Consider the following 26,022-nt stretch of genomic DNA (forward strand, 5'->3'; position numbering starts at 1 on the left):
ACGAAGCGTACCGAGTGAGTGACGTAACGTCGCAGAGTGATCGATCCGCACGCACCCGCCCCTCCCGGCACACCGCCGGACTGGGGTGCCCCCGCGCCGCTGCCCGTGCGGCCGGGGACGGGCCGCTTCCTGGTCCTGGTGTGCGTGTTCGTCTGCGCGGCCTGCGGATTGGTGTACGAACTCGAACTCGTCGCCCTCGCCTCCTACTTGATCGGCGACTCGGTCACCCAGGCCTCCGTCGTGCTGTCCGTGATGGTCTTCGCGATGGGCGTCGGCTCACTGGCCGCGAAACGCCTGCGCTGGCACGCGGCGGCCGGGTTCGCCGCGGTGGAGGCCGCGCTGGCGCTGGTCGGCGGCTGCAGCGCCATGGCGTTGTACGCCGTCTTCGCCTGGACCGGCGACTGGGGCGGCCTGTGGGCCACCGGCCCGCGCTGCCTGCTGGTCGCCTTCTCCCTCGCCATCGGCCTGCTCATCGGCGCCGAGGTGCCGCTGCTGATGGAGCTCATCCAGCGCATCCGCCGTCAGGACGCGGGCGGCGCCGTCGCCGACCTGTTCGCGGCCGACTACGTCGGCGCGCTCGTCGGCGGCCTCGCCTTCCCGTTCCTGCTGCTGCCCTTCCTCGGCCAGCTGACGGGCACCCTGCTCACCGGCACCGTCAACGTCGTCGCCGGGGGCGCCCTGGTCCTCGGTCTGTTCCGCCGCGACCTGTCCCGCCGGACCCGCTGGACCCTCCTCGTCGCCAACGTCACCGTCCTCGGCGTCCTCGCCTCCGCCGCCGCCCTCGTCGGCGACTTCGAACGGGCCGCACGGCACGCCGTCTACGGCGCCGACGTCCGCCTCGCCCTCCAGACCGACGTCCAGGAGATCGTCCTCACCGGCGGCACCCACGGCCGCCCCCTCGACCTCTTCCTGGACGGCCGGCTGCGGGTCGGCGGCCGCGACGAACGCCGGTACCACGAAGCCCTCGTCCACCCCGCGATGACCGGCCCGCACGCGCGCGTGCTGATCCTCGGCGGCGGCGACGGCATGGCCGCGCGCGAGGTGCTGCGCCACACCGGCGTCGACCGCGTCGACATCGTCGAACTCGACGCGGGCCTGGTCCGCCTCGCCCGCCACGACCCCGCCCTCGCCGCGCTCAACGGCCACGCCTACGACGACCCGCACGTCCACGTGTTCACCGCCGACGCCTTCCACTGGCTGCGCGAGGCACCCCGCCGCGGCTGCTCCGACTACGACGTCGTCATCGCCGACCTGCCCGACCCCGGCATCACCGCCAGCACCAAGCTGTACTCCGAGGAGTTCTACGGCCTCGCCCGCCGCGCCCTCGCCCCCGGCGGCCGCCTGGTCGTCCACGCGGGGCCGGTCCAGGCCCGCCCCCACGCCTTCTGGACGGTCGCCGCGACGATGCGTGCGGCGGGCCTCGCCACCACCCCCTACCGGGTCCTCGGCCAGGACGCCGGCTTCACCCCGGGCCCCGACCGCTCGGCGGGCGAGTCCAGGGCCCCGCACGACTGGGGCTTCCTGCTGGCGACGGCGGGTTCCCGGGGGCCACCGTTAGGCCTCCCGGCCGACGGTCCGCGGCTGCGGACGCTGACGCGGGGGGCACTGCGGAGGGACGCGCTCAGGACTCCGGCGCCCGGTGTGCCGCCGTCGACGCTGGTGCATCCGCGGTACTGAAAAGCGGTCATCCCGGACGGCGGCCGTCAAGGAGGCGCGCAGCGTGCCGTGCGCCGGGGAGGGTGTGCCGGACCGGCTCGTGGGTAGGCTCAGTCGGCATGGAGCACCTGGTGTACGTCCCGGCCCCGGCCTCGCGGCTCAGGGGGGCGCTGGCCGACCCCGCGCGGGTCGCTCGGGCGGTCCCCGGCCTCCAGCAGGACGCGGGCGCCGCTCCCGGCACCGGCCGCCTCAAGGTCCGCGTCGGCAGCCACTCGATCACCTACCGGGGCTCTCTGCGCGTCAGCGCCCACGACGACGGCTCGTACGCGGTCGACGGTGACGCCACCGAGGCCCGCGGCACCGGCACGGTGAAGCTGGCGCTCACGTTCCGCCTCGCGGACACCGACGAGGGGTGCGCGGTCTCCGTGACCGGCACGGCCGCCGCCGGCGGGCGGGTCGCGGAACTGCCGGCGGAGGCGGTGGAGTCGGCGGCGACGAGGCTGCTGAACCGATTTGTGGAGGGGCTGGGGGAGGCCGCGGAAGAACCGGAACCGGCCTCGATCTTCGACACGGAGGTCCCGCCGCCGTCCCTGGAGCCCGAGCCGGAATCGGAGCCCGAATCGGAGCCCGAGCCGGAATCGGAATCGCAGACCGAGCCGGTGAGCGAGCCGGTGGTGGAGCCGCTTCCGGAGATCTTCGCCGAGGCGGCGCACGCGCGCCGGACGATGATCGGCCGCAGCGCGGAGGAGGTCGACCACGCGCCGCCGCGAGGGCGGTACGCGCCGGTCCCTGCGCCGCAGACGGTGGCAGGCGCGTCGGCCCTGCGGTGGGCCGCACCTGCGGCGGCACTCGCGCTGGCGTCGGCGATCGTGGTGACGAGGGCGCTGCGGCGCCGGCGTTGACGGCCGTCCCCCGGAGGGGGTACCCCCCTCCCACTCACCCGCACCCGAAACCGGACGCCCTCTCCCCAGTACTGTCATCCCGTGAGTAACGAAGACATCACGCTGACCGCAGGCGACGCCACCCTGCACCTGCACCCCGGCAACGGCGGCCGGATCGCCGGTCTCCAGATCGGCTCCCTCGAACTCCTCCGCCAGGGCGACCGCTTCGGCTGCTTCCCGATGGTGCCGTGGTGCGGCCGGATCCGGGACGGCCGTTTCCTCGACGGCGCCACCGTCGTGCAGATGCCCCTCAACTCCCCACCGCACGCCATCCACGGCACCGCCCGCGACGGCGCCTGGCGCACCGCACGCGTCTCGGCGGGCGAGGCCGTGATCACGCGCGAGCTCGGCGCCCCCTGGCCGCACCCCGCCCGCGTCACCCACGTCGTACAGCTCGCCGAGGACTCGCTGACGCTGGCCATGTCCGTGGAGACGTACGACGACTCCTTCCCGGCGCAGATCGGCTGGCACCCGTGGTTCAACCGGAACCTCGGCGGCCAGGACGTCCAGGTCGGCTTCACGCCCGCCTGGCAGGAGGAGCGCGGCGCGGACCACCTGCCCACCGGCAACCGCGTCGACCCCCGGCCCGGCCCCTGGGACGACTGCTTCGGCATGCCCGACGGCGTCGACGTCACCCTCACCTGGCCGGGGCAGCTGGAGCTGAAGGTCGCCTCCCGCGAGCAGTGGGTCGTGGTCTACGACGAGCAGGAGGCGGCGGTGTGCGTGGAGCCGCAGACGGGTCCGCCGAACGGGCTCAACACGCTGCCGCGGCTCGTCACCCCGCTGGAGCCGCTGGAAGCCACGACCACCTGGACATGGACGCGCCTCTAAGCTTGCTGCCATGACGGACGTACGCGCTGAGCTGCTGCAACAGATCAAGGACAAGGCCGTGGTGCACGGCAGGGTGACCCTGTCGTCGGGGCTGGAGGCCGACTACTACGTCGATCTCCGCCGCGTCACCCTCGACGGCGAGGCCGCCCCGCTGGTCGGGCAGGTGCTGCTGGACCTGACCGAGGGCCTGGAGTTCGACGCCGTCGGCGGGCTGACGATGGGCGCCGACCCGGTCGCCGCCAGCATGCTGCACGCAGCCGCCGCCCGGGGCCGTCGCCTGGACGCCTTCGTCGTGCGCAAGGCGGCGAAGGCGCACGGCATGCAGCGCCGGGTGGAGGGCCCGGAGATCAAGGGCCGGCGCGTCCTGGTCGTCGAGGACACCTCCACCACCGGCGGCTCCCCGCTCACCGCCGTGGAGGCCGTGCGCGAGGCCGGCGCCGAGGTCGTCGCCGTCGCCACCATCGTGGACCGCGCCACCGGCGCGGCCGAGAAGATCCAGGAGGGTGCCGGGGTGCCGTACCTGTTCGCCTTCTCGAAGGATGAACTGGGGCTGGACTGACACCCCGGTCGACGAGTGGGATTGACCCGGATTCGACCGGCACCCGGATTCGACCGACGCCCGGAGCATCGGTTCATGTCTGGAAAGATGGGGACGACGATGACGTCGCCCCCCAGGTCTAGGTCAGGGCCGTAAGAAGACAGCAGTACGCCGACCCGCACACTCAAGGAGCGGACAGATGCCCATCGCAACCCCCGAGGTCTACAACGAGATGCTCGACCGGGCGAAGGCAGGCAAGTTCGCCTACCCGGCCATCAACGTCACCTCGACCCAGACCCTGCACGCGGCGCTGCGCGGCTTCGCGGAGGCGGAGAGCGACGGCATCGTCCAGATCTCGACCGGCGGTGCCGAGTTCCTGGGCGGCCAGTACAAGAAGGACATGGTCTCCGGCTCGGTGGCGCTCGCCGAGTTCGCGCACATCGTCGCCGAGAAGTACCCGGTGAACATCGCGCTGCACACGGACCACTGCCCGAAGGACAAGCTCGACGGGTACGTACGTCCGCTGCTCGCGATCTCCGAGGAGCGGGTGAAGAACGGCCGCAACCCGCTCTTCCAGTCGCACATGTGGGACGGCTCGGCCGAGACCCTCGCCGACAACCTGGCCATCGCGCAGGAGCTCCTGGAGCAGGCCCGCCGCGCCAACATCATCCTCGAGGTCGAGATCACCCCGACCGGTGGCGAGGAGGACGGCGTCTCCCACGAGATCAACGACTCGCTCTACACGACCGTCGAGGACGCGATCCGTACCGCCGAGGCCCTCGGTCTCGGGGAGAAGGGCCGCTACCTGCTCGCCGCCTCCTTCGGCAACGTGCACGGCGTCTACAAGCCGGGCAACGTCGTGCTCCGCCCGGACCTGCTGAAGGAGCTGAGCGACGGCGTGGCCGCCAAGTTCGGCAAGCAGTCGCCGTTCGACTTCGTCTTCCACGGCGGCTCCGGCTCCACCGAGCAGGAGATCCTCACCGCGCTGGAGAACGGCGTCGTGAAGATGAACCTCGACACGGACACCCAGTACGCCTTCACCCGTCCGGTCGCCGACCACATGTTCAAGAACTACGACGGCGTCCTGAAGGTCGACGGCGAGGTCGGCTCCAAGAAGACGTACGACCCGCGCACCTGGGGCAAGCTGGCCGAGGCGTCCATGGCCGCGCGTGTCGTCGAGGCCACCCAGAACCTGCGCTCGGCGGGCAACAAGATCAAGTAGGTCGTATCACGGTCCGGACCCGGCTTCTGTCAGAATCTGCCGACAGTGCCGGGTCCGCTGTATACCTGGACCCATGCCTGACGTCCGGCTGGCCTCTTCCCAGGGCAAGTGGATCCTGCTCACCACCGTCCTCGGCTCCAGCATGGCGATGCTGGACTCGACGGTCGTCAACGTCGCGCTGCCCCGCATCGGGCGGGACCTGGACGCGAGCCTGTCCGCGCTCCAGTGGACGATCAACGCGTACATGCTGACGCTGGCCGGTCTGATCCTGCTCGGCGGCTCGCTCGGCGACCAGTACGGCCGCCGGAAGATCTTCGTGCTGGGCGTCGTCTGGTTCGCGGCCGCGTCCCTGATGTGCGGCCTGGCCCCGACCGACGCCGTGCTGATCGCCGCCCGCGCCCTCCAGGGCATCGGCGGGGCCCTCCTCACACCGGGCTCCCTGGCCCTCATCCAGGCCTCCTTCCACCCGGACGACCGGGCCCGCGCGGTCGGCCTGTGGTCCGGCTTCGGCGGCATCGGGGCGGCCGTCGGCCCCTTCCTGGGCGGCTGGCTGGTGGACGGCCCCGGCTGGCGCTGGGTCTTCCTCCTCAACGTCCCGCTGGCCCTGCTCTGCGTGCCCATCGCCCTGCGCCACGTCCCCGAGTCGGCCGACGGCCGGGCGCACGGGCGCTTCGACGTCCTCGGCGCGGCGCTCGGCGCCCTCGCGCTCGGCCTGGTGACCTTCGCGCTGATCGAGGCCGGGGCCGCGTCCCTGCTCGCCGTGGCGGGCGTCGCGGCGGCCGTGGCCTTCGTGTACGTCGAGAAGCGCCGCCGGGACCCGATGCTCCCGCTGGACATCTTCGGCTCCCGCCAGTTCACGGCACTCAACGTCGTCACGCTGTGCGTGTACGGCGCCTTCGGCGGCTACTTCTTCCTCACCGCGCTGCAACTCCAGGTGGTGGCGGGCTACTCGGCCCTCGCCGCCGGCACGGCCCTGCTCCCGACGACGGCCCTGATGCTGCTCTTCTCGGCCCGCTCGGGCGCCCTCGCCGACCGCATCGGCCCCCGCATCCCCCTCACCGCGGGCCCCCTGCTCTGCGCCGCCGCGATGCTCCTGATGCTGCGCGTCGGCGAACACGCGGACTACCTGACCGACGTCCTCCCCGCGGTCCTCGTCCAGGGCGTCGGCATGGTCACCCTGGTCGCCCCGCTCACCGCCTCCGTCCTCGCCTCCGTGGACACGTCCCGCGCGGGCATCGCCAGCGGCATCAACAACGCGGCGGCCCGCGCCGCCAGCCTGATCGCGGTGGCGGCGCTGCCGCTGCTGGCGGGGATGGGGCCGGAGGCGTACCGCTCGGCCCCGGCCTTCGACGCGGCGTTCGACCGGGCGATGCCGGTCTGCGCCGGCGTCCTGGTGGTCGGCGCGGTACTGGCCTTCGCGCTCGTGCGCCGACCCGCCCCCGACTGCCGGCGCCCGGAATGCCGCACCCACGGCTGCGTGGCGGCTCCGCCGCTGGAGGCCGGGCACCGTCCCGGAGCGCGGGCCGCCGGGGGCTGATCGCGCAGTTCCCCGCCGGGGCCCCTGCGGGGGAGGTGCCCGGCCGCCGCCGGTGAGTGTGTCCCCCGGCTCTAAGCCTTCAGCTCCTCGTAGGCCTCCGCGCTGCTGTCCCGCAGGAACTGCCGGCACCGCTCGTACTCGTCCTTCTCACCGATCTCCCCGGCGGCCCTGCCCAGCGCGGCGAGACAGCGCAGGAAGCCCTGATTGGCACGGTGCTGCCACGGCACCGGCCCGTGTCCCTTCCACCCGGCGCGGCGCAGGGCGTCCAGCCCACGGTGATAGCCGGTGCGTGCGTAGGCGTACGACTCGACGACCGCGCCGCGCTCGAACGCCTCGTCGGCGAGCAGCGCCCAGGCCAGCGAGAAGGTCGGGAACTTGGCCGCCACCTCGACCGGCGCCAGCGACTCCTCGTCCAGCAGGCGGTACGCCTCTTCGTTCTCCGGCAGATACGTCGGCTCCGGACCACCGAGCAGATTCGTGTGCGTCGTCATGGCGCCAGTCTGCCACCGACGACGCCCGCCGACGGTCCGCGGCTGAGCCGGGGAGGGAGGGGTGTGGGGGTGTGGGCCGTCCGGCGGCAGGCGGCCTTGCCGTATCCGGGTTACGTTGCGGAAGATGCCGGTGGGGACCGGGGCCCCCGTGTCGGCATCGGCAGGGGCGGACCGCTACCCGGAGTACAAGCAGGAGACAGCGATGTCCCATGAGGCTCTCGAAGCGAACGAGCCCGAGACCCCGCATCTCGACTTCGCCGGCACCACGCCGTACGAGGACTACGTCAAGGCGGACGTGCTCACCCACCTCCAGCACACCCTCTCCGAGGATCCCGGAGAGATGGTCTTCCTGGTCACGACCCAGGTGATGGAGCTGTGGTTCACCGTCATCGTCCACGAGTGGGAGACGGCCGCGGCGGCTCTGCGCGGTGACGACATCCCCACCGCGATCGCCGCGCTGAAGCGTTCCACCCGCGAGCTGGAGGCGCTGAACGCCTCCTGGAAGCCGCTCGGCCAGCTCACTCCCGCCCAGTTCAACTCCTACCGCTCCGCGCTCGGCGAGGGCTCCGGCTTCCAGTCGGCGATGTACCGGCGGATGGAGTTCCTGCTCGGTGAGAAGTCCGCGTCCATGCTCGTCCCGCACCGCGGCGCGCCGCGTGTGCACGCGGAACTGGAGAAGGCGCTGCACGAGCCGAGTCTGTACGACGAGGTGGTGCGGCTGCTGGCGCGCCGCGGCCACGCCGTCCCGGACGCGGTGCTACGGCGTGACGTCTCCGGGCGTTACGAGCCCGACGACGCCGTCGAGGCCGCCTGGGCCGCCGTCTACTCCGGTGCCGGCGACGCCGACCTCGCCCGGCTCGGCGAGGCGCTGACCGACGTCGCCGAGCTCGTCTGGCGCTGGCGCAACGACCACCTGGTCGCCACCCGCCGCGCCATGGGCGCCAAGCCCGGCACCGGTGGCTCGGCCGGGGTCGCCTGGCTGGAGAAGCGCGCCCGCAAGAACGTGTTCCCGGAGCTGTGGACGGCGAGGTCCCATGTCTGAGCTGGCCATGAGGGCGGAGAAGCTGGACGCCGCGGACGAGTTGGCCGGGGTGCGCGAGCGGTTCGTCCTCGACGAGGTCGTCTACCTCGACGGCAATTCCCTGGGCGCCCTGCCCGCGCACGTCCCCGGCCGCGTCGAGGACGTCGTCCGGCGGCAGTGGGGGGAGCTGCGGATCCGGTCCTGGGACGAGAGCGGCTGGTGGACGGCGCCGGAACGGATCGGCGACCGGATCGCCCCGCTGGTCGGTGCGGCGGCCGGGCAGATCGTGGTCGGCGACTCGACAAGTGTCAACGTTTTCAAGGCACTTGTGGGTGCGGTGCGGCTGGCGGGGGAGGGCCGTGACGAGATCCTGGTCGACGCGACGACCTTCCCCACGGACGGCTACATCGCCGAGTCGGCGGCCCGGCTGACGGGATGCGCGCTGCGCCCCCTCACCCCCGACGAGGTCCCGGCGGCGCTGGGCGACCGCACCGCCGCCGTGCTCCTCAACCACGTCGACTACCGCACGGGCCGGCTGCACGACCTGCCGTCCCTCACCGCCGCGGTCCACGCGGCCGGCGCCGTGTCCGTCTGGGACCTGTGCCACAGCGCGGGCGCGCTGCCGGTGGGCCTCGACGAGCACGGGGTCGACCTGGCGGTCGGCTGCACCTACAAGTACCTGAACGGCGGCCCGGGTTCACCCGCGTACCTGTACGTCCGCCGCGAGCTTCAGGACCGCTTCGACTCCCCGCTGCCCGGCTGGAACTCGCACGCCGAGCCCTTCGGGATGCGCTCGGCGTACGAACCGGCCGCGGGCGCGCTGCGCGGCCGCGTCGGCACCCCGGACATCCTCTCCATGCTGGCCCTGGAGGCGGCGCTGGAGGTGTGGGAGGGGGTACCGATGGCGGCCGTACGCGCCAAGTCGCTCGCCCTGGCGGACTTCTTCCTGGAGTGCGTCGAGGCGTACCTGCCGGCGGGCCGCGTCGCGTGCGTGACGCCGGTGGCCCACGAGGAGCGCGGCAGCCAGATCGCGCTGCGCTGCGCCGACGCCGGGGACGTGATGAGACGGCTGATCGAGCGGGGCGTGGTCGGGGACTTCCGGCACCCGGACGTACTCCGCTTCGGCTTCACCCCGCTGTACGTCGGTTTCGCGGACGTGGAGCGGGCGGCGCGGGTGCTGGGGGAGGTGGCGGGAACGGCCGCGTGACGGTCGTCGCAACGGCCGTCGGGACGGCTCTCGCCGAGCGACATGACGACATAGCGATCCCGGCATGGGGGCCGGGACGGTACAGAACCGAGCAATCCTCACCGTGCGTGACATCCGCGTGTCCCCGCACGTCACCGGCCTGATACCGTCCCGGCCAACGGGCGTAGTCCCCATCTGGTCCGCCAATGTATTTACGTCGCTGAGAGGTTGGAGCATGCCGGACGACGCCGCAGCAGCCCGGGCCGCCGCCGAGGAGGAGTCGGCCTTCTCGCACCCGCACGTCGAGCCCGACGCCACGGCCGCGTACGGCGACCACCCCGACCAGGTGATCGACTTCTACGCCCCGCGTACCGACGAGCCTCTGGCCCCGCTGGTCGTGGTCCTGCACGGCGGCGCGTGGCGTGCGCCGTACGACCGCGGCCACATCACCCCGTTCGCCGGCTACCTGGCCCGGCGCGGCTTCGCGGTGGCCAACGTCGAGTACCGGCGCGGCGCGGCGCTGCCCGCGCAGGGCGGTACGGCCCCGGTGGCGGGCCGCTGGCCGGACACCTTCGACGATGTGGCGGCGGCGCTGGACGCCCTGCCGGCCCTGGTCCGCGAGGCGGTGCCGCGGGCGGACCTGCGCCGTACGGTCCTCACCGGCCACTCGGCGGGCGGCCACCTGGCGCTGTGGGCGGCGGCCCGGCACGTCCTCCCGGCGGACGCCGCGTGGCGCACCTCCGGTCCGGCTCCGCTGCGGGGGGTGGTGGCCCTGGCCCCGATCGCGGACTTCGCGACGGCCGAGAAGCTGGACGTCTGCGGCAACGCGGCGCTGCAACTTCTGGGCGGGGAGGACAAGTTCACCGACCGGCAGCGTTACGCCGACCCGGCGCTCCTGCTCCCGACCGGCATCGCGACCACCCTGGTCCAGGGCCGCACGGACGTGGTCGTCCCCCAGGCGGTCGCCGAGTCCTACGCGGAGGCGGCGGCCAAGGCGGGCGAGGTGGTGGGCCTGACGCTCCTGGAGGACGTCGGCCACTTCCCGCTCATCGACCCGGCGGCGGACGCCTGCGCGGTGGTGGCGGAGGAGATCGCCCAACTGGGCTGGTGAGCCCGACCGGCCTGGTGAGTCCGACCGGCCTGGTGAGTCCGACCGGCCTGGTGAGTCCGACCGGCCTGGTGAGTCCGACCGGCCTGGTGAGCCCGATCGGCTTGGTGTGCCCGACTGGCTTGGTGTGCCCAACCCGTCTGGTGAGCCCAACCCGTCTGGTGTGGCCGACCGGCCTGGTGGCCGCCCGTCCCTGAGCCTTCCCCGCATACCCGTAGTACCTGAGAGCTACCTCGCAGGTGAGTTCTCAGGCGGGACGCGAACGACACGGCCCGCTCCGTAATTTCCCGATCAGACAAGCCCGACGGCCGGGCGACTGAACGGGGAGGGCGGCCGACCATGACGGCGGTGGCGGGGGAGCGGAAGAGGCCGGGACGGTGGCGCCTCGGCTGGGGCCGGGACTGGCGCTGGGACCGGGGCCCGCGCTGGGGCGGGCGTCCGCGTGGGCGGCTGCGCCGCACCCTGCTCGCCACCCTCCTCACCGCCGCCGTGGTCCTGCCCCTCTCCGCGGCCGTCCGGCCCCGGATCCCCGCCCCGCCGCCCGCCGCTCTCCCCGCGCGCCTCACTCCGGCCACCCTCGCCACCGCCTACGAGGCCAACCGCGACAACGCCGCCGAAGCCGCCCGCATGGCCGCCGCCCACGGCGACACCTCCCGCGCCGCCGCGGACCGCGCCCTCGCGTCCGCCGCCCGGCACCTGCTCCGTTTCGACGCCCGAGGCGACGGCCAAGTCACCGAGATATTCGGCGACTTGCCGCACGCGACGCGCATCGCCGTCCTGGTCCCCGGCTCGGACACCACCCTCGACACCTACGGCCGCTTCCACGCCGCGGCCGAGTCCCTGTACCGACGCCTCACCGCCGAGGCACCCGGCGGCACCCGCACCGCGGTCGTCGCCTGGCTCGGCTACCGGACCCCGGCCACGATCAGCGCCACGGTCCTCACCCCGGGACGGGCCCGCCAAGCGGCCCCGCACCTGCGCGAGTTCATCCGCGAACTGCGCGCCCTCACCGCCCCCGGCCCGGCGGCCGTCGCCCTCCTCTGCCACTCCTACGGCACGGTGGTCTGTGCCCGCACCGCCCCCACCCTCACCGGCCTCGGCGTCACCGACATCGCCCTGGTCGGCAGCCCCGGCACCGGCGTCGGCTCGGCCGCGGCCCTGCACACCTCCGCCCGTGTCTGGGCGGCCCGGGGAGCCGACGACTGGATAGCCGAGGTTCCGCACGTCCACGCCGACCTCTTCGGCACGACCGTCGGCTTCGGCACCGCCCCCGTCTCCCCGTCCTTCGGCGCCCGCGTCTTCGCGGCGGGCCCCGGCGGCCACAGCGACTACTTCACCCCGGGCTCGGCCTCCCTGGCCAACCTCGCCCGGATCGTCCTCGGCGAGACAACGGAGGTCACCCGTGCGTAAGCCGCCGACACCCCGCACCCGGAAGGCCGTACGACCCGTAGCGCGACCCCTGGCGGCGATACGACACCTCGCCCACCGCATCGACACCGCCACCCCACCCGACCGGGACCGCGCCGTGGACGCCCTCCGCGCGTTCGCCGTGCTCGGTGTGGTCCTTGGCCACTGGCTGGTCACCGCGCTGGTGGCGGACGGCGGCGAACTGCACACGAGCAGCCCCCTCCAGCAGCTGCCGCGGCTTGCCCCGGTCTCCTGGCTCTTCCAGACCCTCGCCGTGTTCTTCCTGGTCGGCGGCCACGTTGCCACCCGCAGCCACGCCACCGCCCAGGCTCAGGGCACCCCCTACCACCGCTGGCTGACGTCACGTCTGTCCCGGCTCTTCAAACCGGTCGCCGCGCTCCTCACCCTCTGGACGCTCGCGACGACCGCCCTGCTTCTGTCCGGCACCGACTTCGCCACCGTCCGCACCCTGGCCAAGCTCGCCCTGTCCCCCCTCTGGTTCCTGGTGGTCTTCGCGGCGCTGACGGCGGCGACTCCGCTCGTCGCCCGGCTCAACCCGCTGTGGCCGCTGGCCGTCGTCCTCCACGTGGACCTGCTCCGTTTCGGCCTCGGCGCCGCGCCCGCCGTCGGCTGGGTGAACCTGGCGGCGGGCTGGCTGGTGCCGTACACCCTGGGCGCCGCCTGGACCCGCGGCGAACTCGACCGCCCGCGCGCCGGCTGGGTGCTGCTCGCCGGCGGTACGGCGGCGACGGCCGGCCTCGTCGCGTGGGCGGGCTACCCGGCGTCGATGGTCGGCGTCCCCGGCTCCACCGTCTCCAACCTGGACCCGCCCACGCTGGCCGCCGTCACCTTCGGCCTGGCCCAGTGCGGTCTGGCCCTGCTGCTGCGCGAGCGGCTGCGCCATGCGATGCGCCGCCCCCTCGCCTGGGCGGCGGTGGCCTTCGTGAACCTCTCCGCGATGACGATCTTCCTCTGGCACCAGACGGCCATGATGGCGACCACGGCCGTCGGCCTCATGCTCGGCCGCCTCCCCGGCCTCCACACACCCCCCGACGGCCTCGCCTGGATCGCGGCCCGCCTGCTCTGGCTCCCGGCCTTCGCCCTGATGCTGGGTGTCTGCTGGGCGGCGTTCCACACGTACGAGCGGGGCCGCCCCCGGACCCGCTCGCGCGTCGTCCGGACCCGGCCCTCGTCCGATCGGACGACCCCGGCGGGAGCCCGCCGTGTCTAGGCTGATCGCTGTGACGGAGACGGGGACCCGGCGGGCGGACTGGACCGGCCGCCCGCTGCGCTGGCTGCGGATACTCCGCGACGACCTGTGCACCGCCCGCCTGGACCCGCTGCCCCCCTCCGTATGGCTGCGCTGGCTGCCGCACGGTGTGTTGTGGGTGGCGGCGATCTGCATCACGATCGGCGGTGTCGCGCAGCTCCAGCACAACGGGCATCTGGGTGCCGGTCTCGCCTCCCTGTTCGGGTCCGCCCCGGGCGGCGCCGTGCTCCTCGCGATGTGGCGGCCCGTCCCGGCGTGGTGGCTGTCGACGGGGGCCATGCTGGTGGGCGCCATCACGCTGCACGGCCGGCTGGGCACGACACCGGTGGTCCTGTTCACCTGGCCCTGGACCGTGGCCGGGATCTTCGCGCAGCTGCTGGTCCTGCTGCTGCTCACGCTGCGGGTCCGTGCCCGCGTGGCCTTCGAGGCACTGGCCCTGACCGCAGTGGTCACCTGGCTTCTCGACGGCGTCTGGGGTGCGCCGCCGCACCAGTCCACCTCGGTGATCACCGTCGTCCTGGCCGCGATCGTCGTGGCGCTCGGCACGGCCCTGCGCGGTCGCCGCGAGGCGCGCGCGGAACTCGGCCGCCAGGCCTCGCTCACCGAGGAGGAACGGGCCCGGCGCACCCTGCTGGAGGAGCGCAGCCGGATCGCGCGCGAGCTGCACGACGTGGTCGCCCACCACATGTCGGTCATCTCCATCCAGGCACAGGTCGCCCCGCACCTGGTGGAGAACCCGCCGGACGAGCTGCGCGAGAACCTCGAAGGCATCCGGCACAACGCGCTGGAGGCGCTGACCGAACTGCGCCGGGTGCTCGGCGTCCTGCGCTCCGAGAGCCCCGACGAGGATGCCTCGGACGCCCCCGGCACCGGCCCGCACAGCCCGCAGCCCACGCTGGACCGGCTGGACGCGCTGGTCGAGAACACCAGGGCGGCCGGTCTGACCGTCACCGCCAGGATCAACGGTGAGCGGCGCCCGATGCAGTCGGGCGTGGAGCTGTCGGCGTACCGGATCGTGCAGGAGGCGCTGAGCAACGTCCTGCGGCACGCGCCCGGGGCGAGTGCCCATGTCGAGATCGAGTACATCCCCTACGGACTCCTGGTGTCCGTCGCGAACTCCCGGCCGACCCGGCCCGCGTCGCCGTCGCCGGGCGCCGGGCACGGACTGCTCGGGATGCGGGAACGGGCCGCGATGCTCGGCGGGTCGCTGACGGCCGCACCCCGGGCGGACGGCGGCTACCGGGTCTTCGCGGAGCTCCCGGCCGCCGCGCCCGGCACCGGCCTGGCACCCCGGCACCCCGCGGACCCCGCCACCGGCACGGACCGTGCCCCCGATCAGAAGGACGACCACGTATGACGAGCAGCAGTGGCGAACCCATCCGCGTGGTCATCGCCGACGACCAGTAGTTCTCTGGGGCGCCGCGAGCGTGCGGCTCAGGTTCATGCAGCTCAGAAGCGGTCGGGACGACCATAACGGATGCAACAGATGTGGTGCACTAGGCCCGCTTAATGGTTCACCCATTGAGGTCTGGACCGGGGAAGTCTGCTGTCATGACAAGCGCTGCCGAAGAGTCGGGCGAGCACCGGAGGCGTCCCGCAGGGTGGCGGTCACGGCTCCCTGGCCTTCGGAGTCACGCCCGTGCCGCCCACAGCGGGGACTTTCTACTCCGAGCATCTCGGTACGCTGCTCCGCACACGTCCGCCAACGCACTTGAACGGCGGTGTGAACAAGGGGAGTTACATGACGCGTTGGACAAGTCTCCTGCCGCTCGGCGGCAGGGCCAGGGAGGTGGCCAGGGTCCTCATGGGCCCGCGCATTTAACCCCTCCCGCTTCCTCGCGGCGTTCGCGCCGGTCAGAGCGAATCTGACCGATCGAAGAGCCGAGCCCTCTGACCATCCAGCCAACTTCACAGAGAACGGCAACCGAGCCCACAGCCACTGCCGCCCAACGCAGCGGAGAGTCCTCCGGAGGCACGGCCAGCACCGCCAGGCCGGCCAGAAGGCAGAGGAGACCAAGGTCGTAGCCTGCTGCCGACACCAGTGCCCACTTCCGAAAGCTTCGGTTGCTCTCGCGAAGATCCTTGAGTAAGCCCTCGCGGCGATAGGGATGCGCCCAGTCGGGAAACCACTCCATTAGGTCCCTTGGGGTGACCAGTTGCCGACGCGCCCAGAACATCGCCTGCACGGCCAGGATGAGGAAGATCGCTGCAAGAAGGAAGAGCAGCTCTGCAAGCTCCCGGTACCGAACGGCGGAGGATTGCAGCGAGAGCGTCTGCACTGACACAGCCAAGGCAAAGCCGGCCAAGAACGGAGCCGCCACGCTACCCATCTGGTGCAAGGCTTCGGCTGATCCATAGTGCGCGGGGATCTCGCCGCGCCACCAGTAGTCGCGCTTGCCTTCGGCGTCTGGCGGCTGTTCATCCGTCGCCTTCGGTCTACGCTCACTCACCGTTTGAACCTCATAGGGCGCTCGACCCGGGGCTTGTCTTTTGGCCGGCCGGCGCGAGCCGGGTCCACCAACGCGCCGTAGTGCGCGGCGAGTTCGGCATACGCCTTGTTGATTTTGGGGTCGTAGAGGTCGGGCTTGCCGACCCCGGTGCGCAGGTTGTCCGGGACGAGCCGCTGGGTGACACCGCCGAAGAACCGGAAGGCTTCGACGTGGGCCTCGGTCCAGGCGTGCTGGTCGAGGTGGATCACGGGGCGGACGAACATGTGCCGTGAGCAGGCCAGGATCATCGCAAACGCCCAGATCCGGTGCCGCTTGCCCGAGCGCGGGTTGATCCACTGGCCCAGGAAGCCGGCATCCGCTGCACGACCCCGGAGAAGCGCGACCAGATCGCCAACCGCAAGAAGCGCGGTTCCAGCGGTGGCCGGCCACCGCAGTTCGACGCGGCCGACTACAAAAAGGCGCCACGCGGTGGAGTGCGGAATCAATCGCCTCAAGCGCCACCGCGCGGTGGCGACGAGGTACGAGAAACTCGCCGTCCGCTACGAGGCGACCGTGCTGGTCGTAGCCATCAACGAGTGGCTGCGACCAGCACCTTCGCAACACGCCCTAGCCGAGCGCCACTGGCGATGACCGCCTGTTTCGGAACTGTGACGATCGACATTCCGGCTCCCTCACCTGCACTGTCGTACGCCCCGCCACGACCTGCACACTCGGTGTATACATGTCGTGTATACGCGGTGCGTATAGTGTAGGTCATGTCTATCGGTCACACCCTCTTGGGAATCCTGGAGGCCGGCCCGCGCCACGGCTACGACCTCAAGCGGGCCTTCGACGAGAAGTTCGGTCACGACCGGCCGCTGCACTACGGCCAGGTCTACTCGACGATGTCCCGGCTGCTGAAGAACGGTCTTGTCGACGTCGACGGGATCGAGGCGGGCGGCGGTCCCGAGCGCAAACGCTACGCGATCACCGACGCCGGCATCACCGACGTAGAGCGCTGGCTGGCGACCCCGGAGAAGCCGGAGGAATACCTCCAGTCGACCCTCTACACCAAGGTCGTCCTCGCCCTGCTCACCCGGCGCGACGCCACCGAGATCCTCGACACCCAGCGCTCCGAACATCTGCGCAGCATGCGGATCCTCACCGACCGCAAGCACAAGGGTGACCTAGCGGATCAAATGATCTGCGACCACGCCCTGTTCCACCTGGAAGCCGACCTGCGCTGGCTTGAACTGACCACCGCCCGACTCGACAAACTCCGTGAGGCTGTAACCCGATGACGACCTCTCCCCCCGGTTCCCTGCTCACCGCGCACGACCTGCACAAGGCGTACGGCCCGACGCACGCGCTGGACGGCGCCGAGTTCTCCATACACCCCGGCGAGGTCGTCGCCATCATGGGCCCCTCCGGGTCCGGCAAGTCCACGCTGCTGCACTGCCTCGCGGGAATCGTGCCGCCCGACTCCGGGTCGATCACCTACCACGGGCGCGAACTGACGACGATGAGCGATGCCCAGCGCAGCGCGCTGCGCCGCTCCGAGTTCGGGTTCGTGTTCCAGTTCGGTCAGCTGGTGCCCGAGCTGACCTGTGTGGAGAACGTCGCCCTGCCGCTGCGGCTGAACGGCACGCCCCGCAAAAACGCCGAGCGGACCGCGCTCAGCTGGATGGAGCGCCTGGAGGTCGACGGCCTCAAGGCCAAGCGTCCCGGCGAGGTCTCCGGCGGCCAGGGCCAGCGCGTTGCCGTGGCCCGCGCGCTGGTCACCGGGCCGCGCCTGCTGTTCGCCGACGAACCCACCGGCGCGCTCGACTCCACCAACGGCGAACGCGTGATGGAACTGCTGACCGAAGCGGCCCGCTCGACCAACGCCGCCGTCGTCCTCGTCACCCACGAGACACGCGTGGCCGCCTACTCCGACCGCGAGATCGTCGTCCGCGACGGCAAGTCCCGCGACATGGAGCGCGCCGTATGAGTCCTCGCCAGTGGGCCAGAGACCTGGCCATGGGGGCCCGCTTCGCCGTCACCGGCGGACGCGAGGGCTGGGTTCGGATGACGCTCACCGCCGTCGGCGTCGGCCTCGGCGTGGCACTGCTCCTGCTGTGCACCGCCCTGCCCAACGTGTTCGCCTCCCGCGACAAGGTGGAGGACGCCCGCTTCGACTACACGTACTCCGACAAGGTTCCGCCGAAGGCCGACAACACCTTCCTGATCGCCGACACCGACACCACCTGGCACGACGACGACATCCGCGGCCGGCTCGTCGTACCCGAGGGCAAGCGGGCGCCGCTGCCCCCGGGGGTCGACAGCTTCCCCGGCGAGGGCGAGATGGTGGTCTCCCCCGCGCTCAAGGACCTGCTTGCCTCGGACGGTGTCAAGCTGCTGCGGGAGCGGTTGCCCTACAAGATCACTGGCACGATCGGCGAGAGCGGACTCATCGGATCCCACGAACTGGCCTACTACGCGGGCGCCTCGGGGCTGAAACTCACGGACGTCTCCCCGGTGCACCGGCTGACCGGGTACGGCAGGCCGGACGCGACACCGGAGAAGACCGACCCGGTGCTGCTGCTCATGATCCTGGTCGTGTTCGTGGTGCTGCTGACCCCGGTCGCCGTGTTCATCGCCGCCGCCGTCCGCTTCGGCGGCGAGCGCCGCGACCGCCGGCTGGCCGCGCTGCGCCTGGTCGGCTCGGACAGCCACATGACCCGGCGGATCGCGGCGGGCGAAGCACTCGCCGGAGCCCTGCTCGGCCTGGCCGTCGGCACCGGCTTCTTCCTCCTGGGCCGTCAGACGCTGGGCTCCACCGAGGTGCTGGGCGTGAGCGTCTGGCCCAGCTACCTCGATCCCTCCCCCGTGCTCGCCGCGCTGGTCGCGGTTGCGGTGCCGGTCGCCGCCGTACTCGTCACGCTGCTCGCGATGCGCGGCGTGGTGGTGGAACCGCTTGGCGTCGTACGCGCGGCCAAGCAGCGCCCTCGCCGGCTGTGGTGGCGGCTGCTGCCGCCGCTCGCCGGCCTCGTGATGCTCTACCCGATGATCGGCAAGGGCCGCAAGAACGGCGACTTCAACCAGTACCTCGTCATCGGCGGCGTGTTGCTGCTGCTGATCGGCATCACCGCGCTGCTCCCCTGGGTCGTGGAGGCGGTCGTCGTCCGCCTCGGCAAGGGAACGCTGTCCTGGCAACTCGCGGTACGGCGGCTGCAGCTGAGCAGCGGAACCGCCGCACGCATGGTCAACGGCATCGCCGTCGCCGTGGCGGGAGCCATCGCCCTGCAGATGCTGTTCACGGGAACGCAGAGCCAGTACACCAAGGCCACCGGCAAGGACCCCAGCCGGGTCCAGATGCAGGTCGACTTCAGCGACCGCAAGCCGCTGTCCGGTGTCGAGCGCCGATTCACCGGCACCAAGGGGGTACGGGCCGCGGTGGCCCTGGCCAGCTCGCAGTACGGGGACGCGCGTCGCGACCCGGAGAACACCAACGGCCTGACCGTGGGCAACTGCACCGCACTGCGCGAACTCGCCACGCTGCCCTCCTGCAAGGACGGCGACGTGTTCGTCACGCGGACGAGGAGCGGCTACACCTCGACCGGCAACGCCGACGAAATCGCCGTGGTGAAGCCCGGCCGGCAGCTCTACATCGACCCGTCGTACGGCGACGCCACCGAACGCGGCATCGAAGTTCCCTGGACCGTTCCGGCGAACGTGCGCGTGGTGGACGCACGCAAGGACTCACTGCAGGACGCCAACAGTCTGCTGGTCACCCCCGCCGCCCTGCCCGCCAAGGCCGCGCCCGCGTTGTTCTCGGACGGGGTCTACCTGCGTCTGGACCCGTCGGTGCCGGACTCACGGGAGTACATACGCAACACCGTCGCCCGGATCGACCCCCTGGCACACACCTACAGCTGGTCGGCGACCCAGGAGGACGTCAAGTACACCTCCATCCGCACCGGCCTGTTCGTCGGCTCCGCCTTCGTGCTGGCACTGATCGGCGCCAGTCTGCTGGTCTCCCAACTGGAGCAGCTGCGCGAGCGCAGGAAGCTGCTCTCCGCGCTGGTCGCCTTCGGCACCCGGCGCCGCACGCTGAGCCTGTCGCTGCTGTGGCAGACGGCCCTCCCGGTCGGACTCGGCCTCGTACTGGCCACAACGGTGGGTATCACCCTCGGCTCGGTGCTGCTGAAGATGACCCGCACACCGGTGGCCATGGACTGGGCGAGCGTCCTGACCATGACCGGCGTGGGCGCGGCCGTGGTCGGCGTGGTCACGCTGGTCAGCCTGCCGCCGCTGCTGCGCATGATGCGCCCGGAAGGCCTGCGCACCGAATAACCCCTCACGCATCCCCCGAAGTGGGCTCCTCCTGCCAGGAGGAGCCCACCCCTGCACGCAGGCAAGCCCGGTCGGCATCAGCACAGTCACCGTCACGGCAACCTCGGCGCACAGCAGGTCGATCTGAGCCTCCAGGCCCGGCTCGACCTCGTCGCGCAGGACGGTGACTTGCGACCTTTCTGGTCTCCTCGGGCAGTGTCGCCGCTATCCACCGCCGCAGACTCGACACCGACACGGTCAGCCCGTGCTCGTCCCGCAGCCGTTGGTGGATCGTGGAGACGGTCACCGTCCCCAGCAGGCTCTTGATGTAATCACCGTGCTTGTCGATCTCCGGCCAGGTCACCTGCCGCAACCGCCTGTCGGCGAGCTCGGGGAACCAGCCCTTGATCAGCCCGGCCCAGTCCTGCCCGGTCATCGCCGGGCCGCCCGGGGTCATCCCTGCGGCCTCCGCAGGGGCCAGGTACTTCCTGATCGTCTTGCGGTCCACTCCCAGCGACGCGGCCAGCTCGCTCTTGGAACGGCCCGCATACCAGTGGACGTAGATCTCGGTCACATCGACCACGTTGAACGTTCTCCTCGCCATCGCGCGCTTCCCTCGACCTCGAACCACTGATCGAGGAAGCGTCCGTCGTCTCGACGGCCAGGACTATGACCCCCGCCACCCGTCGTCCCCATGGGGAATTACGTGACCGCGGGGGTGGGGAATAACGTGACGCGGAACCCGCCCCACCTGGGGAATTTCGTGATCGCCCACAATCGGTGCTTGATTGCCGAGGACGGGACGGTTCGCTTGCTCGGATCATCCCTCACGGGTGTCGGGCGCCACCAGACGGCGATCGTCACCCCGGACGCGGAAATCATGCGCGCATACCGGACCCGCTATCAGAACTTGTGGAACTCGGCTGAGCGGGTGGAGCCCCAGCCGGTCCGGGACGCCGGTCCCGGCACCGGCTGAGGCGCAGGAACTCGCCTGCTCAGCCCCTGTCACGACCTCAGCCGCGTTGATTCAGGGCTCGGGTCAGGTCACGGTTTGCTGCCCGTGCGGCATCGAGGTCAGCCCGGGTGTCCTCCAGTGAGGCGGTCAGATCGACGGTTTGTTGTTCCAGGCGGGTGATCGTCCGTTGAAGTTCCTCGATGTCAGCGGGGGCGCCGAGGCCGGACTCGTGCCAGACCTGTTCCCCCAGCGCCTCGGACAGGCGCTTCTCCATCTGCTGGATACGGGCGACGAGCCGGGTGTTGCGGGCCTGGGCGTTGGCCAGGTCGGCTTGCAGCGAGGCCCGGCTGACCGGGGTGGCGCCCGCCGGGTCGTGAGCGGCGGGTTCGAGTTCGGCGGCGTGAACTAGGGCGAGCAGGTCTCGGTGGCGGTAGAGGAAGGTGCGGTCCACCCCGGCCTGCCGGGCGATGCCGGAGACGCTGATGGGCGAACCGCTCTGGGACGCCGCCTTGAGGGCCCTGGTCACCCGCTGGCGTCGGCGGTCGGTGCCGTCCTGGCGGCCTTGGCGCAGCGTGCTCATGCCGACCTCCGGGGGCGGACGTCGGGAAGGGGCTGGCCGATGCGGGGCATGCTGAGCAGCACGGTCCGGCTGCGGCGGACCACGGCAACGGCTTCCTCGATCTGTGCCTGTTCTTCGACGCTCAGGTCACCGAGGTCGGCCTTGACCCGGGCGATCAGCCGTCGCACCCGGCGGATTTCCTCGTCCGAGGGCATGGCCTCGCTGCGTGCCCAGTCGTCCGCCTCGAAGGCGGACCTCAGCCGTTCACGGCTGCGTAGCAGGTCGGCGAGGTATGCCTGAAGTTCGGGGAGGTAGGAGACATCGGTGCGGAAGTGATCGCAGCCGACACAGCGGAACCGGATGGGGCAGCTCTGTCCGCCGGCCGCGACGTTCGACGGCTCCTGACACACGCCGTAGGGGACGCTGACCTCGCCGATCGCGCGCCGGACGTGCTCGGAGTCCAGCAGCGACTGCGCCTGGCGCCAGACCCGGGTGCCGTGACGGTCGAACTGGAGGGCCACCACCCGGTCCACGGCCTCACGCCTCCGCTCCTGGCTGACCCGGTAGTAGTTCTGCGTGACCTTGAGGTCGGTGTGGTCCATCAGCTCTTTGAGCACGTCCGGGGCCACGCCGGCATCGGCATGCCGCTGGGCGTAGGTGTGCCGGTAGGCGTAGGGGAAGATACGGCTCTTGTCGAACGGCAGCAGGCGCGTGACCGGCTCTCCTGCTTCTTCCACGGTGACGGGGACCAGGAAGTCGGGCAGGGAATCGACCCAGGTGCGGTGGCCTTCCGAGATCGAGTAGATCGCCTTGGTGCCGCGCGGGTTCTTCCTCGCAGCCGGCAGCAGTTTCAGCTCGCTGACCGGAGTGTGCGGGAACAACGTGCGGACGCGCTCTTGCTGGCCGGTGATGACGGCCGCGGTGGCCTTGCCGATCGGCAGGCGACGCCCCAGGCGGTAGGACTTGAAGTTGTCGTAGACCAGGACGGGCGAGCCGTCCGGGTCCTGTGCCAGGCAGTCCAGCGGCAGCTCACGGATCTCCTCCGGGCGCCGTCCGGTGTCCATCAGAAGCTCGGTGCCCACCCGTACCTCGCGCCCGGCCGTCTGCTCCAGCACGTCGAGGTTGTCGCACAACTGGCGCATCACCGCATCGGGGAGGTCCTTGCCGGCCTCGGTGTCCTCCGGTTCGTCCGGGGTGTCCTCCCGTTGCAGCCGAAAGTCCGCGGGCAGTCCTTCCATCACCTGACCCGGGTGGGTCAGGCCCAGGGTGCGGATCCGGGTGAGTACCAAGGCCACGTCGCGCACCATGTGGCTGCGGGTGCGCGCGCTGATGGTGCCGTTCTCCGCCAGGAAGGCCAGCCGGTTGCAGAAGGCGACAATATCGCCGCGGTGCAGCACGGCCGGTTTCTCGCCGCCATCCTGGCGCTGCAGCCGCAGGCTCTCCGACAGCCGGGTCATGGCCGCCACGTACGGCTGCACCGCGGTGTGGGGCCGGGCGCCCCGCCGACGCGGCAGATCGTCATAGGCCCAGATCTTCACCGCCTCCCGCAGGCAGCTCTGCGAGATACCGGTGAAGTCCAGCGTGCCGCCATGGCCGGTGAAGACATGCAGGTCCCAGACGTCCTTGTGGCGTTCCGACTCCGGGGTGGCCCCCAGCCGGGTCAGCCAGACCAGCGTCGTGCGCACCACGCTGCGCATCCCCTTGGTACGCGTGAGACTCTCGAACTTCGCCGGGTCGGCGAACACTTCCAGGCTCTGTGCACCGTCGGCACGCAGATGGTCGCACAACGGGCGCAGGAAGTGGTCCCAGGTCTTGGAGCCTGTCTCGGTGCGGGCCTGCAGACCGTAAAGGATCTCCGCGACCACCCTCTCCGGAAGCCCCCGCAGGTTGACCTCCCGGTTTGCGTTAACCGCCGACTCAGTCCGCCGCCATGCTTCCTCGTCCGTCGTTTCCCCTCGCCGCCGGGCGGCCTTCCACCGCAGGTGGTGGGCCTGGCAGTAGCGTGCTCGCGCATACTGGCGCTGCCGGTAACAGACTTCGACCTCGCACTCGCCCAGGCTCTCCCGGGGCTTGACTGCGGGGTGGCGCAGGAACTCCTCGAGGGGCAGCTTGAGCGTGTCCACGCGCTGGCGGTGGTGCGCATCGCACAGCGCCACGGTCGATGTCTTCCACGGGCGTTGGCAGTCGGGCACCCGGCATGGCTGCTGGCGCACGCCGAGCATGCGGCCCTTGGCGACCTTGATGAAGTCCTCGAAGCTCTGCCCCGAATCCTTCCAAAGGAGCTCGCAGCCCATGCACAGGGGTCGGCCGAACCGGGCGCCGCGCACGCAGCCGTTCACGCTGCAATCCGGCATGCCCAGCACCGGGTGGTTCTTCGGATAGAAGATCACCCGCAGGTCCCAGTCCCACCGCACGAGCTGGAGGAATTCGGGATCCAGGGCTGCGACGATCTCCCGGGTGCGGATGTCCTCCGCCTGCCCCGTGGCGGCCAGAGGAGCCAGGGCCATCACTGTTCCCCTCGCCCGGTCAGTTCCCGTGGTGAAGGCACCCGCTGGATCGCTTCGCGCAGACGGTCGCGGTTCGGAATCAGGTACGGCACGGCGGATGACGGATGGGACTGGCCCAAGAGCATCTGCACCTCATCCCATGACCCGCCGGCGTCCGCGACGTTGCTGCCGAACGCCCGCCGGGCCATGTGCGGGGGCACTTTCCGTGACAGCCTCGCCCGCCGGCCCAGCCGCTCAAACAGCTCACCCATCGCCTCCGGCGGCATCGGCGCCCCCACCGGCTCGCGGAACAGGTTCACCAGCAGGAAGTCACTGCCGCCCGCACCAAGGATCTCGTACCGCTCGTCCAGGTACTGGTCGAAGCCCTGGACGACGAGGAAGTCCAGGGGCTGGATCCACTCCTTCTTCGACTTCGACCAGGCCCGGTTCGTGTTGCTCCGCCGCCGGACATGCACGTGGGCGCCCTTGTGGTCGCAACCCAGATGCCGTGAGTCGGGCAGCAAGTGACAGTCGTTGCGTCGCAGGCCGGCGACCTGGCCGCGGCGCAGTCCCACCCGGGCGTGCAACAGCACGATCAGCCGGTCGCGGGCGCTGCGGCAGGCAAAAAACATCGCCACGAGTTCCTCGTCCGAGGCCCGGTCTACATCCGCCTGCGGCTCCTGCAGCCGGTGCCGTGCCCGCAGCCGGTAGTACAGGCCGGTGTCCTCGCCCTTGGCCTCCTCCGGAAGGTCCCGGCTGTCCGCGAGCTCGTAGATCTGCCCCAGCACCGACCGGGGCGCCGCGTCCACCGAGACCGCGTACGACAGCAGCCCCCGCACTGCGGCGAGCACGCCGTTGACCCGCCGCTCGCCCCGGACCGGCCGCATCCCCGGGCCGCACACCACCGTCCCCGACTCCTCGTCCAGGCGGGGCGGGGTGTAGCGCAGCCACACCATGAACAGCCCCATGTCCCGGGCCGCCTCCGCCCACTCCCGCCCGGTCGCCTGGCACCAGCGGAAGTAGAACGCTGCCCCTCCGGCGTACGACCGCGTCGTCAACTCCGCCCGGCTCCGACCGAAGCGAAGAAACCGCAGCCACTGATCCGCGACAGGGACCACCTGGAACTCATCGTCGAGAACAGTCCAGTACCGCGTGCCCGAAGGCAGATCCACGGGAAACGCCCGCATGCGCAACTCCATTGACGTGAGACCGATACAACAACCCGCCACAGAGCCACACCCCCCGAGAACGAGTCTCAGGCGATCAACGAACCCTTCCCATGTCACGTCACACCACACTGCTTCTCGCCCCAGAGAACAGCAGATGGTCCGGCAGGGCTTCACCGTCCTGCTGAACGCCCAGCCCGGCATCGAGGTGGTCGGCCAAGCGGTGGACGGTCTCGACGCGGTGGCCAAGGTCGCCGAACTCGCCCCGGACGTCGTCCTGATGGACATCCGCATGCCCGAACTGGGCGGCATCGAGGCCACCCGCCGGATCGTCGGTGAACGCCCGCACATCAAGGTGCTGGTGCTCACCACCTTCGACCTGGACGAGTACGTGTACGAGGCGCTGCGCTCCGGCGCCTCCGGGTTCCTGCTCAAGGACGCGTCCGCGGACAAACTCGCCGAGGCGGTCCGGGTGGTGGCGGCCGGCGACGCGCTGCTCGCGCCCGGCATCACCCGGCGGCTGATCACCCAGTTCTCCCAGCTGGACGGGGGCGGGGTGCGCGCCCCGCTGAAGGCGCGCGTCGGCGAGCTGACCGAGCGCGAGACGGAGGTCCTCACCCTGATCGCGCAGGGCCTGTCGAACGCGGAGATCGCCGAGCGGCTGGTCGTCGCCGAGCAGACCGTGAAGACGCATGTGGGCCGGATCCTGGTGAAGCTGGGCCTCAGGGACCGCACCCAGGCCGCGGTGTTCGCCTACGAGTCCGGGCTGGTACGTCCCTCCGGTTACTGACCGGAGAACTCCCGCCCCTCCCCGGCGTACCCGTAGTACCTGAGAAGGACGCCCGAGGACCCGCCTCACTGGTGACGACGGCTGCCCACGCCTGCGCCTACGGTCGGGTACGTGA

23 protein-coding genes and 2 pseudogenes are annotated in these 26,022 nt (G+C 71.3%); 18 read left to right on the top strand and 7 right to left on the bottom strand.

Annotated features, from left to right (window positions below; genetic code table 11):
- Positions 1 to 36 precede the first annotated feature (36 nt).
- From AB0P24_RS32780 to AB0P24_RS32805, 6 genes are all read left to right on the top strand, one after another.
- Complete coding sequence (locus tag AB0P24_RS32780; protein WP_365800404.1) at positions 37 to 1,677, top strand: polyamine aminopropyltransferase; 1,641 nt, start codon at positions 37 to 39, stop codon at positions 1,675 to 1,677.
- Positions 1,678 to 1,775: 98 nt separating this feature from the next.
- Positions 1,776 to 2,558 carry an SRPBCC domain-containing protein gene (locus AB0P24_RS32785; protein ID WP_365800406.1) on the top strand — a complete coding sequence of 261 codons (783 nt, stop codon included), beginning with the start codon at positions 1,776 to 1,778 and terminating at the stop codon, positions 2,556 to 2,558.
- Between the two features lie 81 nt (positions 2,559 to 2,639).
- Positions 2,640 to 3,428 (top strand): aldose 1-epimerase, encoded by a 789-nt coding sequence (locus AB0P24_RS32790; protein WP_365800408.1) that lies wholly within the window; start codon positions 2,640 to 2,642, stop codon positions 3,426 to 3,428.
- Between the two features lie 10 nt (positions 3,429 to 3,438).
- The gene (gene pyrE, locus AB0P24_RS32795; RefSeq protein WP_181805166.1) at positions 3,439 to 3,987 is read left to right on the top strand and encodes an orotate phosphoribosyltransferase; all 549 of its coding nucleotides are present in this window, start codon (positions 3,439 to 3,441) and stop codon (positions 3,985 to 3,987) included.
- 178 nt (positions 3,988 to 4,165) lie between these two features.
- Positions 4,166 to 5,188, top strand: coding sequence for a class II fructose-bisphosphate aldolase (fbaA, locus tag AB0P24_RS32800; RefSeq protein ID WP_365800410.1), 1,023 nt, complete (start codon positions 4,166 to 4,168; stop codon positions 5,186 to 5,188).
- Between the two features lie 73 nt (positions 5,189 to 5,261).
- Complete coding sequence (locus AB0P24_RS32805) at positions 5,262 to 6,725, top strand: MFS transporter (RefSeq protein WP_365800412.1); 1,464 nt, start codon at positions 5,262 to 5,264, stop codon at positions 6,723 to 6,725.
- A gap of 71 nt (positions 6,726 to 6,796) precedes the next feature.
- Here AB0P24_RS32805 and AB0P24_RS32810 read toward each other — a convergent pair whose 3' ends face one another.
- A complete protein-coding gene (locus tag AB0P24_RS32810; RefSeq protein ID WP_365800414.1) occupies positions 6,797 to 7,216 on the bottom strand; it encodes a DUF3151 domain-containing protein in 420 nt (139 codons plus the stop codon).
- Between the two features lie 202 nt (positions 7,217 to 7,418).
- Here AB0P24_RS32810 and AB0P24_RS32815 point away from each other — a divergent pair, with 202 nt between their 5' ends.
- From AB0P24_RS32815 to AB0P24_RS32840, 6 genes are all read left to right on the top strand, one after another.
- Positions 7,419 to 8,258 carry a tryptophan 2,3-dioxygenase family protein gene (locus AB0P24_RS32815; RefSeq protein ID WP_365800416.1) on the top strand — a complete coding sequence of 280 codons (840 nt, stop codon included), beginning with the start codon at positions 7,419 to 7,421 and terminating at the stop codon, positions 8,256 to 8,258.
- The gene (gene kynU / locus AB0P24_RS32820) at positions 8,251 to 9,444 is read left to right on the top strand and encodes a kynureninase (protein WP_365800418.1); all 1,194 of its coding nucleotides are present in this window, start codon (positions 8,251 to 8,253) and stop codon (positions 9,442 to 9,444) included. Before AB0P24_RS32815 ends, kynU begins: the two co-directional genes overlap by 8 nt.
- Positions 9,445 to 9,658: 214 nt before the next feature.
- Positions 9,659 to 10,534, top strand: coding sequence for an alpha/beta hydrolase (locus AB0P24_RS32825; RefSeq protein WP_365800420.1), 876 nt, complete (start codon positions 9,659 to 9,661; stop codon positions 10,532 to 10,534).
- A gap of 336 nt (positions 10,535 to 10,870) precedes the next feature.
- Positions 10,871 to 11,941 carry an alpha/beta hydrolase gene (locus tag AB0P24_RS32830; protein ID WP_365800422.1) on the top strand — a complete coding sequence of 357 codons (1,071 nt, stop codon included), beginning with the start codon at positions 10,871 to 10,873 and terminating at the stop codon, positions 11,939 to 11,941.
- 49 nt (positions 11,942 to 11,990) lie between these two features.
- The gene (locus AB0P24_RS32835) at positions 11,991 to 13,169 is read left to right on the top strand and encodes an acyltransferase (RefSeq protein WP_365800492.1); all 1,179 of its coding nucleotides are present in this window, start codon (positions 11,991 to 11,993) and stop codon (positions 13,167 to 13,169) included.
- Between the two features lie 10 nt (positions 13,170 to 13,179).
- Positions 13,180 to 14,565 carry a sensor histidine kinase gene (locus tag AB0P24_RS32840; RefSeq protein ID WP_365800424.1) on the top strand — a complete coding sequence of 462 codons (1,386 nt, stop codon included), beginning with the start codon at positions 13,180 to 13,182 and terminating at the stop codon, positions 14,563 to 14,565.
- Positions 14,566 to 15,010: 445 nt separating this feature from the next.
- Here AB0P24_RS32840 and AB0P24_RS32845 read toward each other — a convergent pair whose 3' ends face one another.
- Together AB0P24_RS32845 and AB0P24_RS32850 are read right to left on the bottom strand one after the other, a co-directional pair.
- Complete coding sequence (locus AB0P24_RS32845; RefSeq protein WP_365800426.1) at positions 15,011 to 15,658, bottom strand: hypothetical protein; 648 nt, start codon at positions 15,656 to 15,658, stop codon at positions 15,011 to 15,013.
- 20 nt (positions 15,659 to 15,678) lie between these two features.
- A pseudogene (locus tag AB0P24_RS32850) lies at positions 15,679 to 16,008 on the bottom strand (DDE-type integrase/transposase/recombinase); the annotation flags it as partial.
- Between the two features lie 3 nt (positions 16,009 to 16,011).
- Between AB0P24_RS32850 and AB0P24_RS32855 the strand changes: the two are divergent.
- The 4 genes and pseudogenes from AB0P24_RS32855 to AB0P24_RS32870 all read left to right on the top strand — a co-directional run.
- Positions 16,012 to 16,288: pseudogene (locus AB0P24_RS32855) on the top strand (transposase); the annotation flags it as partial.
- Positions 16,289 to 16,413: 125 nt separating this feature from the next.
- Positions 16,414 to 16,938 carry a PadR family transcriptional regulator gene (locus AB0P24_RS32860; protein ID WP_365800428.1) on the top strand — a complete coding sequence of 175 codons (525 nt, stop codon included), beginning with the start codon at positions 16,414 to 16,416 and terminating at the stop codon, positions 16,936 to 16,938.
- A complete protein-coding gene (locus AB0P24_RS32865) occupies positions 16,935 to 17,627 on the top strand; it encodes an ABC transporter ATP-binding protein (RefSeq protein WP_365800430.1) in 693 nt (230 codons plus the stop codon). The genes AB0P24_RS32860 and AB0P24_RS32865 overlap by 4 nt, the downstream gene beginning before the upstream one ends.
- The gene (locus AB0P24_RS32870; RefSeq protein WP_365800432.1) at positions 17,624 to 19,972 is read left to right on the top strand and encodes an FtsX-like permease family protein; all 2,349 of its coding nucleotides are present in this window, start codon (positions 17,624 to 17,626) and stop codon (positions 19,970 to 19,972) included. Before AB0P24_RS32865 ends, AB0P24_RS32870 begins: the two co-directional genes overlap by 4 nt.
- A gap of 4 nt (positions 19,973 to 19,976) precedes the next feature.
- Here AB0P24_RS32870 and AB0P24_RS32875 read toward each other — a convergent pair whose 3' ends face one another.
- Positions 19,977 to 20,555, bottom strand: coding sequence for a hypothetical protein (locus tag AB0P24_RS32875; protein WP_365800434.1), 579 nt, complete (start codon positions 20,553 to 20,555; stop codon positions 19,977 to 19,979).
- A gap of 180 nt (positions 20,556 to 20,735) precedes the next feature.
- Here AB0P24_RS32875 and AB0P24_RS32880 point away from each other — a divergent pair, with 180 nt between their 5' ends.
- Positions 20,736 to 20,927 carry a hypothetical protein gene (locus AB0P24_RS32880; RefSeq protein ID WP_365800436.1) on the top strand — a complete coding sequence of 64 codons (192 nt, stop codon included), beginning with the start codon at positions 20,736 to 20,738 and terminating at the stop codon, positions 20,925 to 20,927.
- 37 nt (positions 20,928 to 20,964) lie between these two features.
- Here AB0P24_RS32880 and AB0P24_RS32885 read toward each other — a convergent pair whose 3' ends face one another.
- From AB0P24_RS32885 to AB0P24_RS32895, 3 genes are read right to left on the bottom strand one after another with little or no spacing between them, the layout of a single operon-like run.
- On the bottom strand, positions 20,965 to 21,486 hold the full coding sequence (locus AB0P24_RS32885; RefSeq protein ID WP_365800438.1) for a hypothetical protein: 522 nt from the start codon (positions 21,484 to 21,486) through the stop codon (positions 20,965 to 20,967).
- Complete coding sequence (locus AB0P24_RS32890; protein ID WP_365800440.1) at positions 21,483 to 23,975, bottom strand: hypothetical protein; 2,493 nt, start codon at positions 23,973 to 23,975, stop codon at positions 21,483 to 21,485. Before AB0P24_RS32890 ends, AB0P24_RS32885 begins: the two co-directional genes overlap by 4 nt.
- On the bottom strand, positions 23,972 to 25,138 hold the full coding sequence (locus AB0P24_RS32895) for a site-specific integrase (RefSeq protein ID WP_365800442.1): 1,167 nt from the start codon (positions 25,136 to 25,138) through the stop codon (positions 23,972 to 23,974). The genes AB0P24_RS32890 and AB0P24_RS32895 overlap by 4 nt, the downstream gene beginning before the upstream one ends.
- 136 nt (positions 25,139 to 25,274) lie before the next feature.
- Between AB0P24_RS32895 and AB0P24_RS32900 the strand changes: the two genes are divergently transcribed.
- Positions 25,275 to 25,907 carry a response regulator transcription factor gene (locus AB0P24_RS32900; protein WP_365800444.1) on the top strand — a complete coding sequence of 211 codons (633 nt, stop codon included), beginning with the start codon at positions 25,275 to 25,277 and terminating at the stop codon, positions 25,905 to 25,907.
- The last annotated feature ends 115 nt before the right edge of the window (positions 25,908 to 26,022 follow it).

The organism is Streptomyces sp. NPDC086519 (assembly GCF_040686075.1).
GTDB lineage: Bacteria > Actinomycetota > Actinomycetes > Streptomycetales > Streptomycetaceae > Streptomyces > Streptomyces shenzhenensis.

Bases quoted from the DNA above. Each gene is read 5' to 3' on its own strand.
- kynU (WP_365800418.1), top strand. From the start codon at position 8,251: ATGTCTGAGCTGGCCATGAGGGCGGAGAAGCTGGACGCCGCGGACGAG.
- AB0P24_RS32810 (WP_365800414.1), bottom strand. From the start codon at position 7,216: ATGACGACGCACACGAATCTGCTCGGTGGTCCGGAGCCGACGTATCTG.
- AB0P24_RS32815 (WP_365800416.1), top strand. From the start codon at position 7,419: ATGTCCCATGAGGCTCTCGAAGCGAACGAGCCCGAGACCCCGCATCTC.
- AB0P24_RS32805 (WP_365800412.1), top strand. From the start codon at position 5,262: ATGCCTGACGTCCGGCTGGCCTCTTCCCAGGGCAAGTGGATCCTGCTC.
- AB0P24_RS32860 (WP_365800428.1), top strand. From the start codon at position 16,414: ATGTCTATCGGTCACACCCTCTTGGGAATCCTGGAGGCCGGCCCGCGC.
- fbaA (WP_365800410.1), top strand. From the start codon at position 4,166: ATGCCCATCGCAACCCCCGAGGTCTACAACGAGATGCTCGACCGGGCG.
- AB0P24_RS32830 (WP_365800422.1), top strand. From the start codon at position 10,871: ATGACGGCGGTGGCGGGGGAGCGGAAGAGGCCGGGACGGTGGCGCCTC.
- AB0P24_RS32785 (WP_365800406.1), top strand. From the start codon at position 1,776: ATGGAGCACCTGGTGTACGTCCCGGCCCCGGCCTCGCGGCTCAGGGGG.
- AB0P24_RS32865 (WP_365800430.1), top strand. From the start codon at position 16,935: ATGACGACCTCTCCCCCCGGTTCCCTGCTCACCGCGCACGACCTGCAC.
- AB0P24_RS32825 (WP_365800420.1), top strand. From the start codon at position 9,659: ATGCCGGACGACGCCGCAGCAGCCCGGGCCGCCGCCGAGGAGGAGTCG.
- AB0P24_RS32875 (WP_365800434.1), bottom strand. From the start codon at position 20,555: ATGGCGAGGAGAACGTTCAACGTGGTCGATGTGACCGAGATCTACGTC.
- AB0P24_RS32900 (WP_365800444.1), top strand. From the start codon at position 25,275: ATGGTCCGGCAGGGCTTCACCGTCCTGCTGAACGCCCAGCCCGGCATC.
- AB0P24_RS32870 (WP_365800432.1), top strand. From the start codon at position 17,624: ATGAGTCCTCGCCAGTGGGCCAGAGACCTGGCCATGGGGGCCCGCTTC.
- pyrE (WP_181805166.1), top strand. From the start codon at position 3,439: ATGACGGACGTACGCGCTGAGCTGCTGCAACAGATCAAGGACAAGGCC.
- AB0P24_RS32895 (WP_365800442.1), bottom strand. From the start codon at position 25,138: ATGCGGGCGTTTCCCGTGGATCTGCCTTCGGGCACGCGGTACTGGACT.
- AB0P24_RS32885 (WP_365800438.1), bottom strand. From the start codon at position 21,486: ATGAGCACGCTGCGCCAAGGCCGCCAGGACGGCACCGACCGCCGACGC.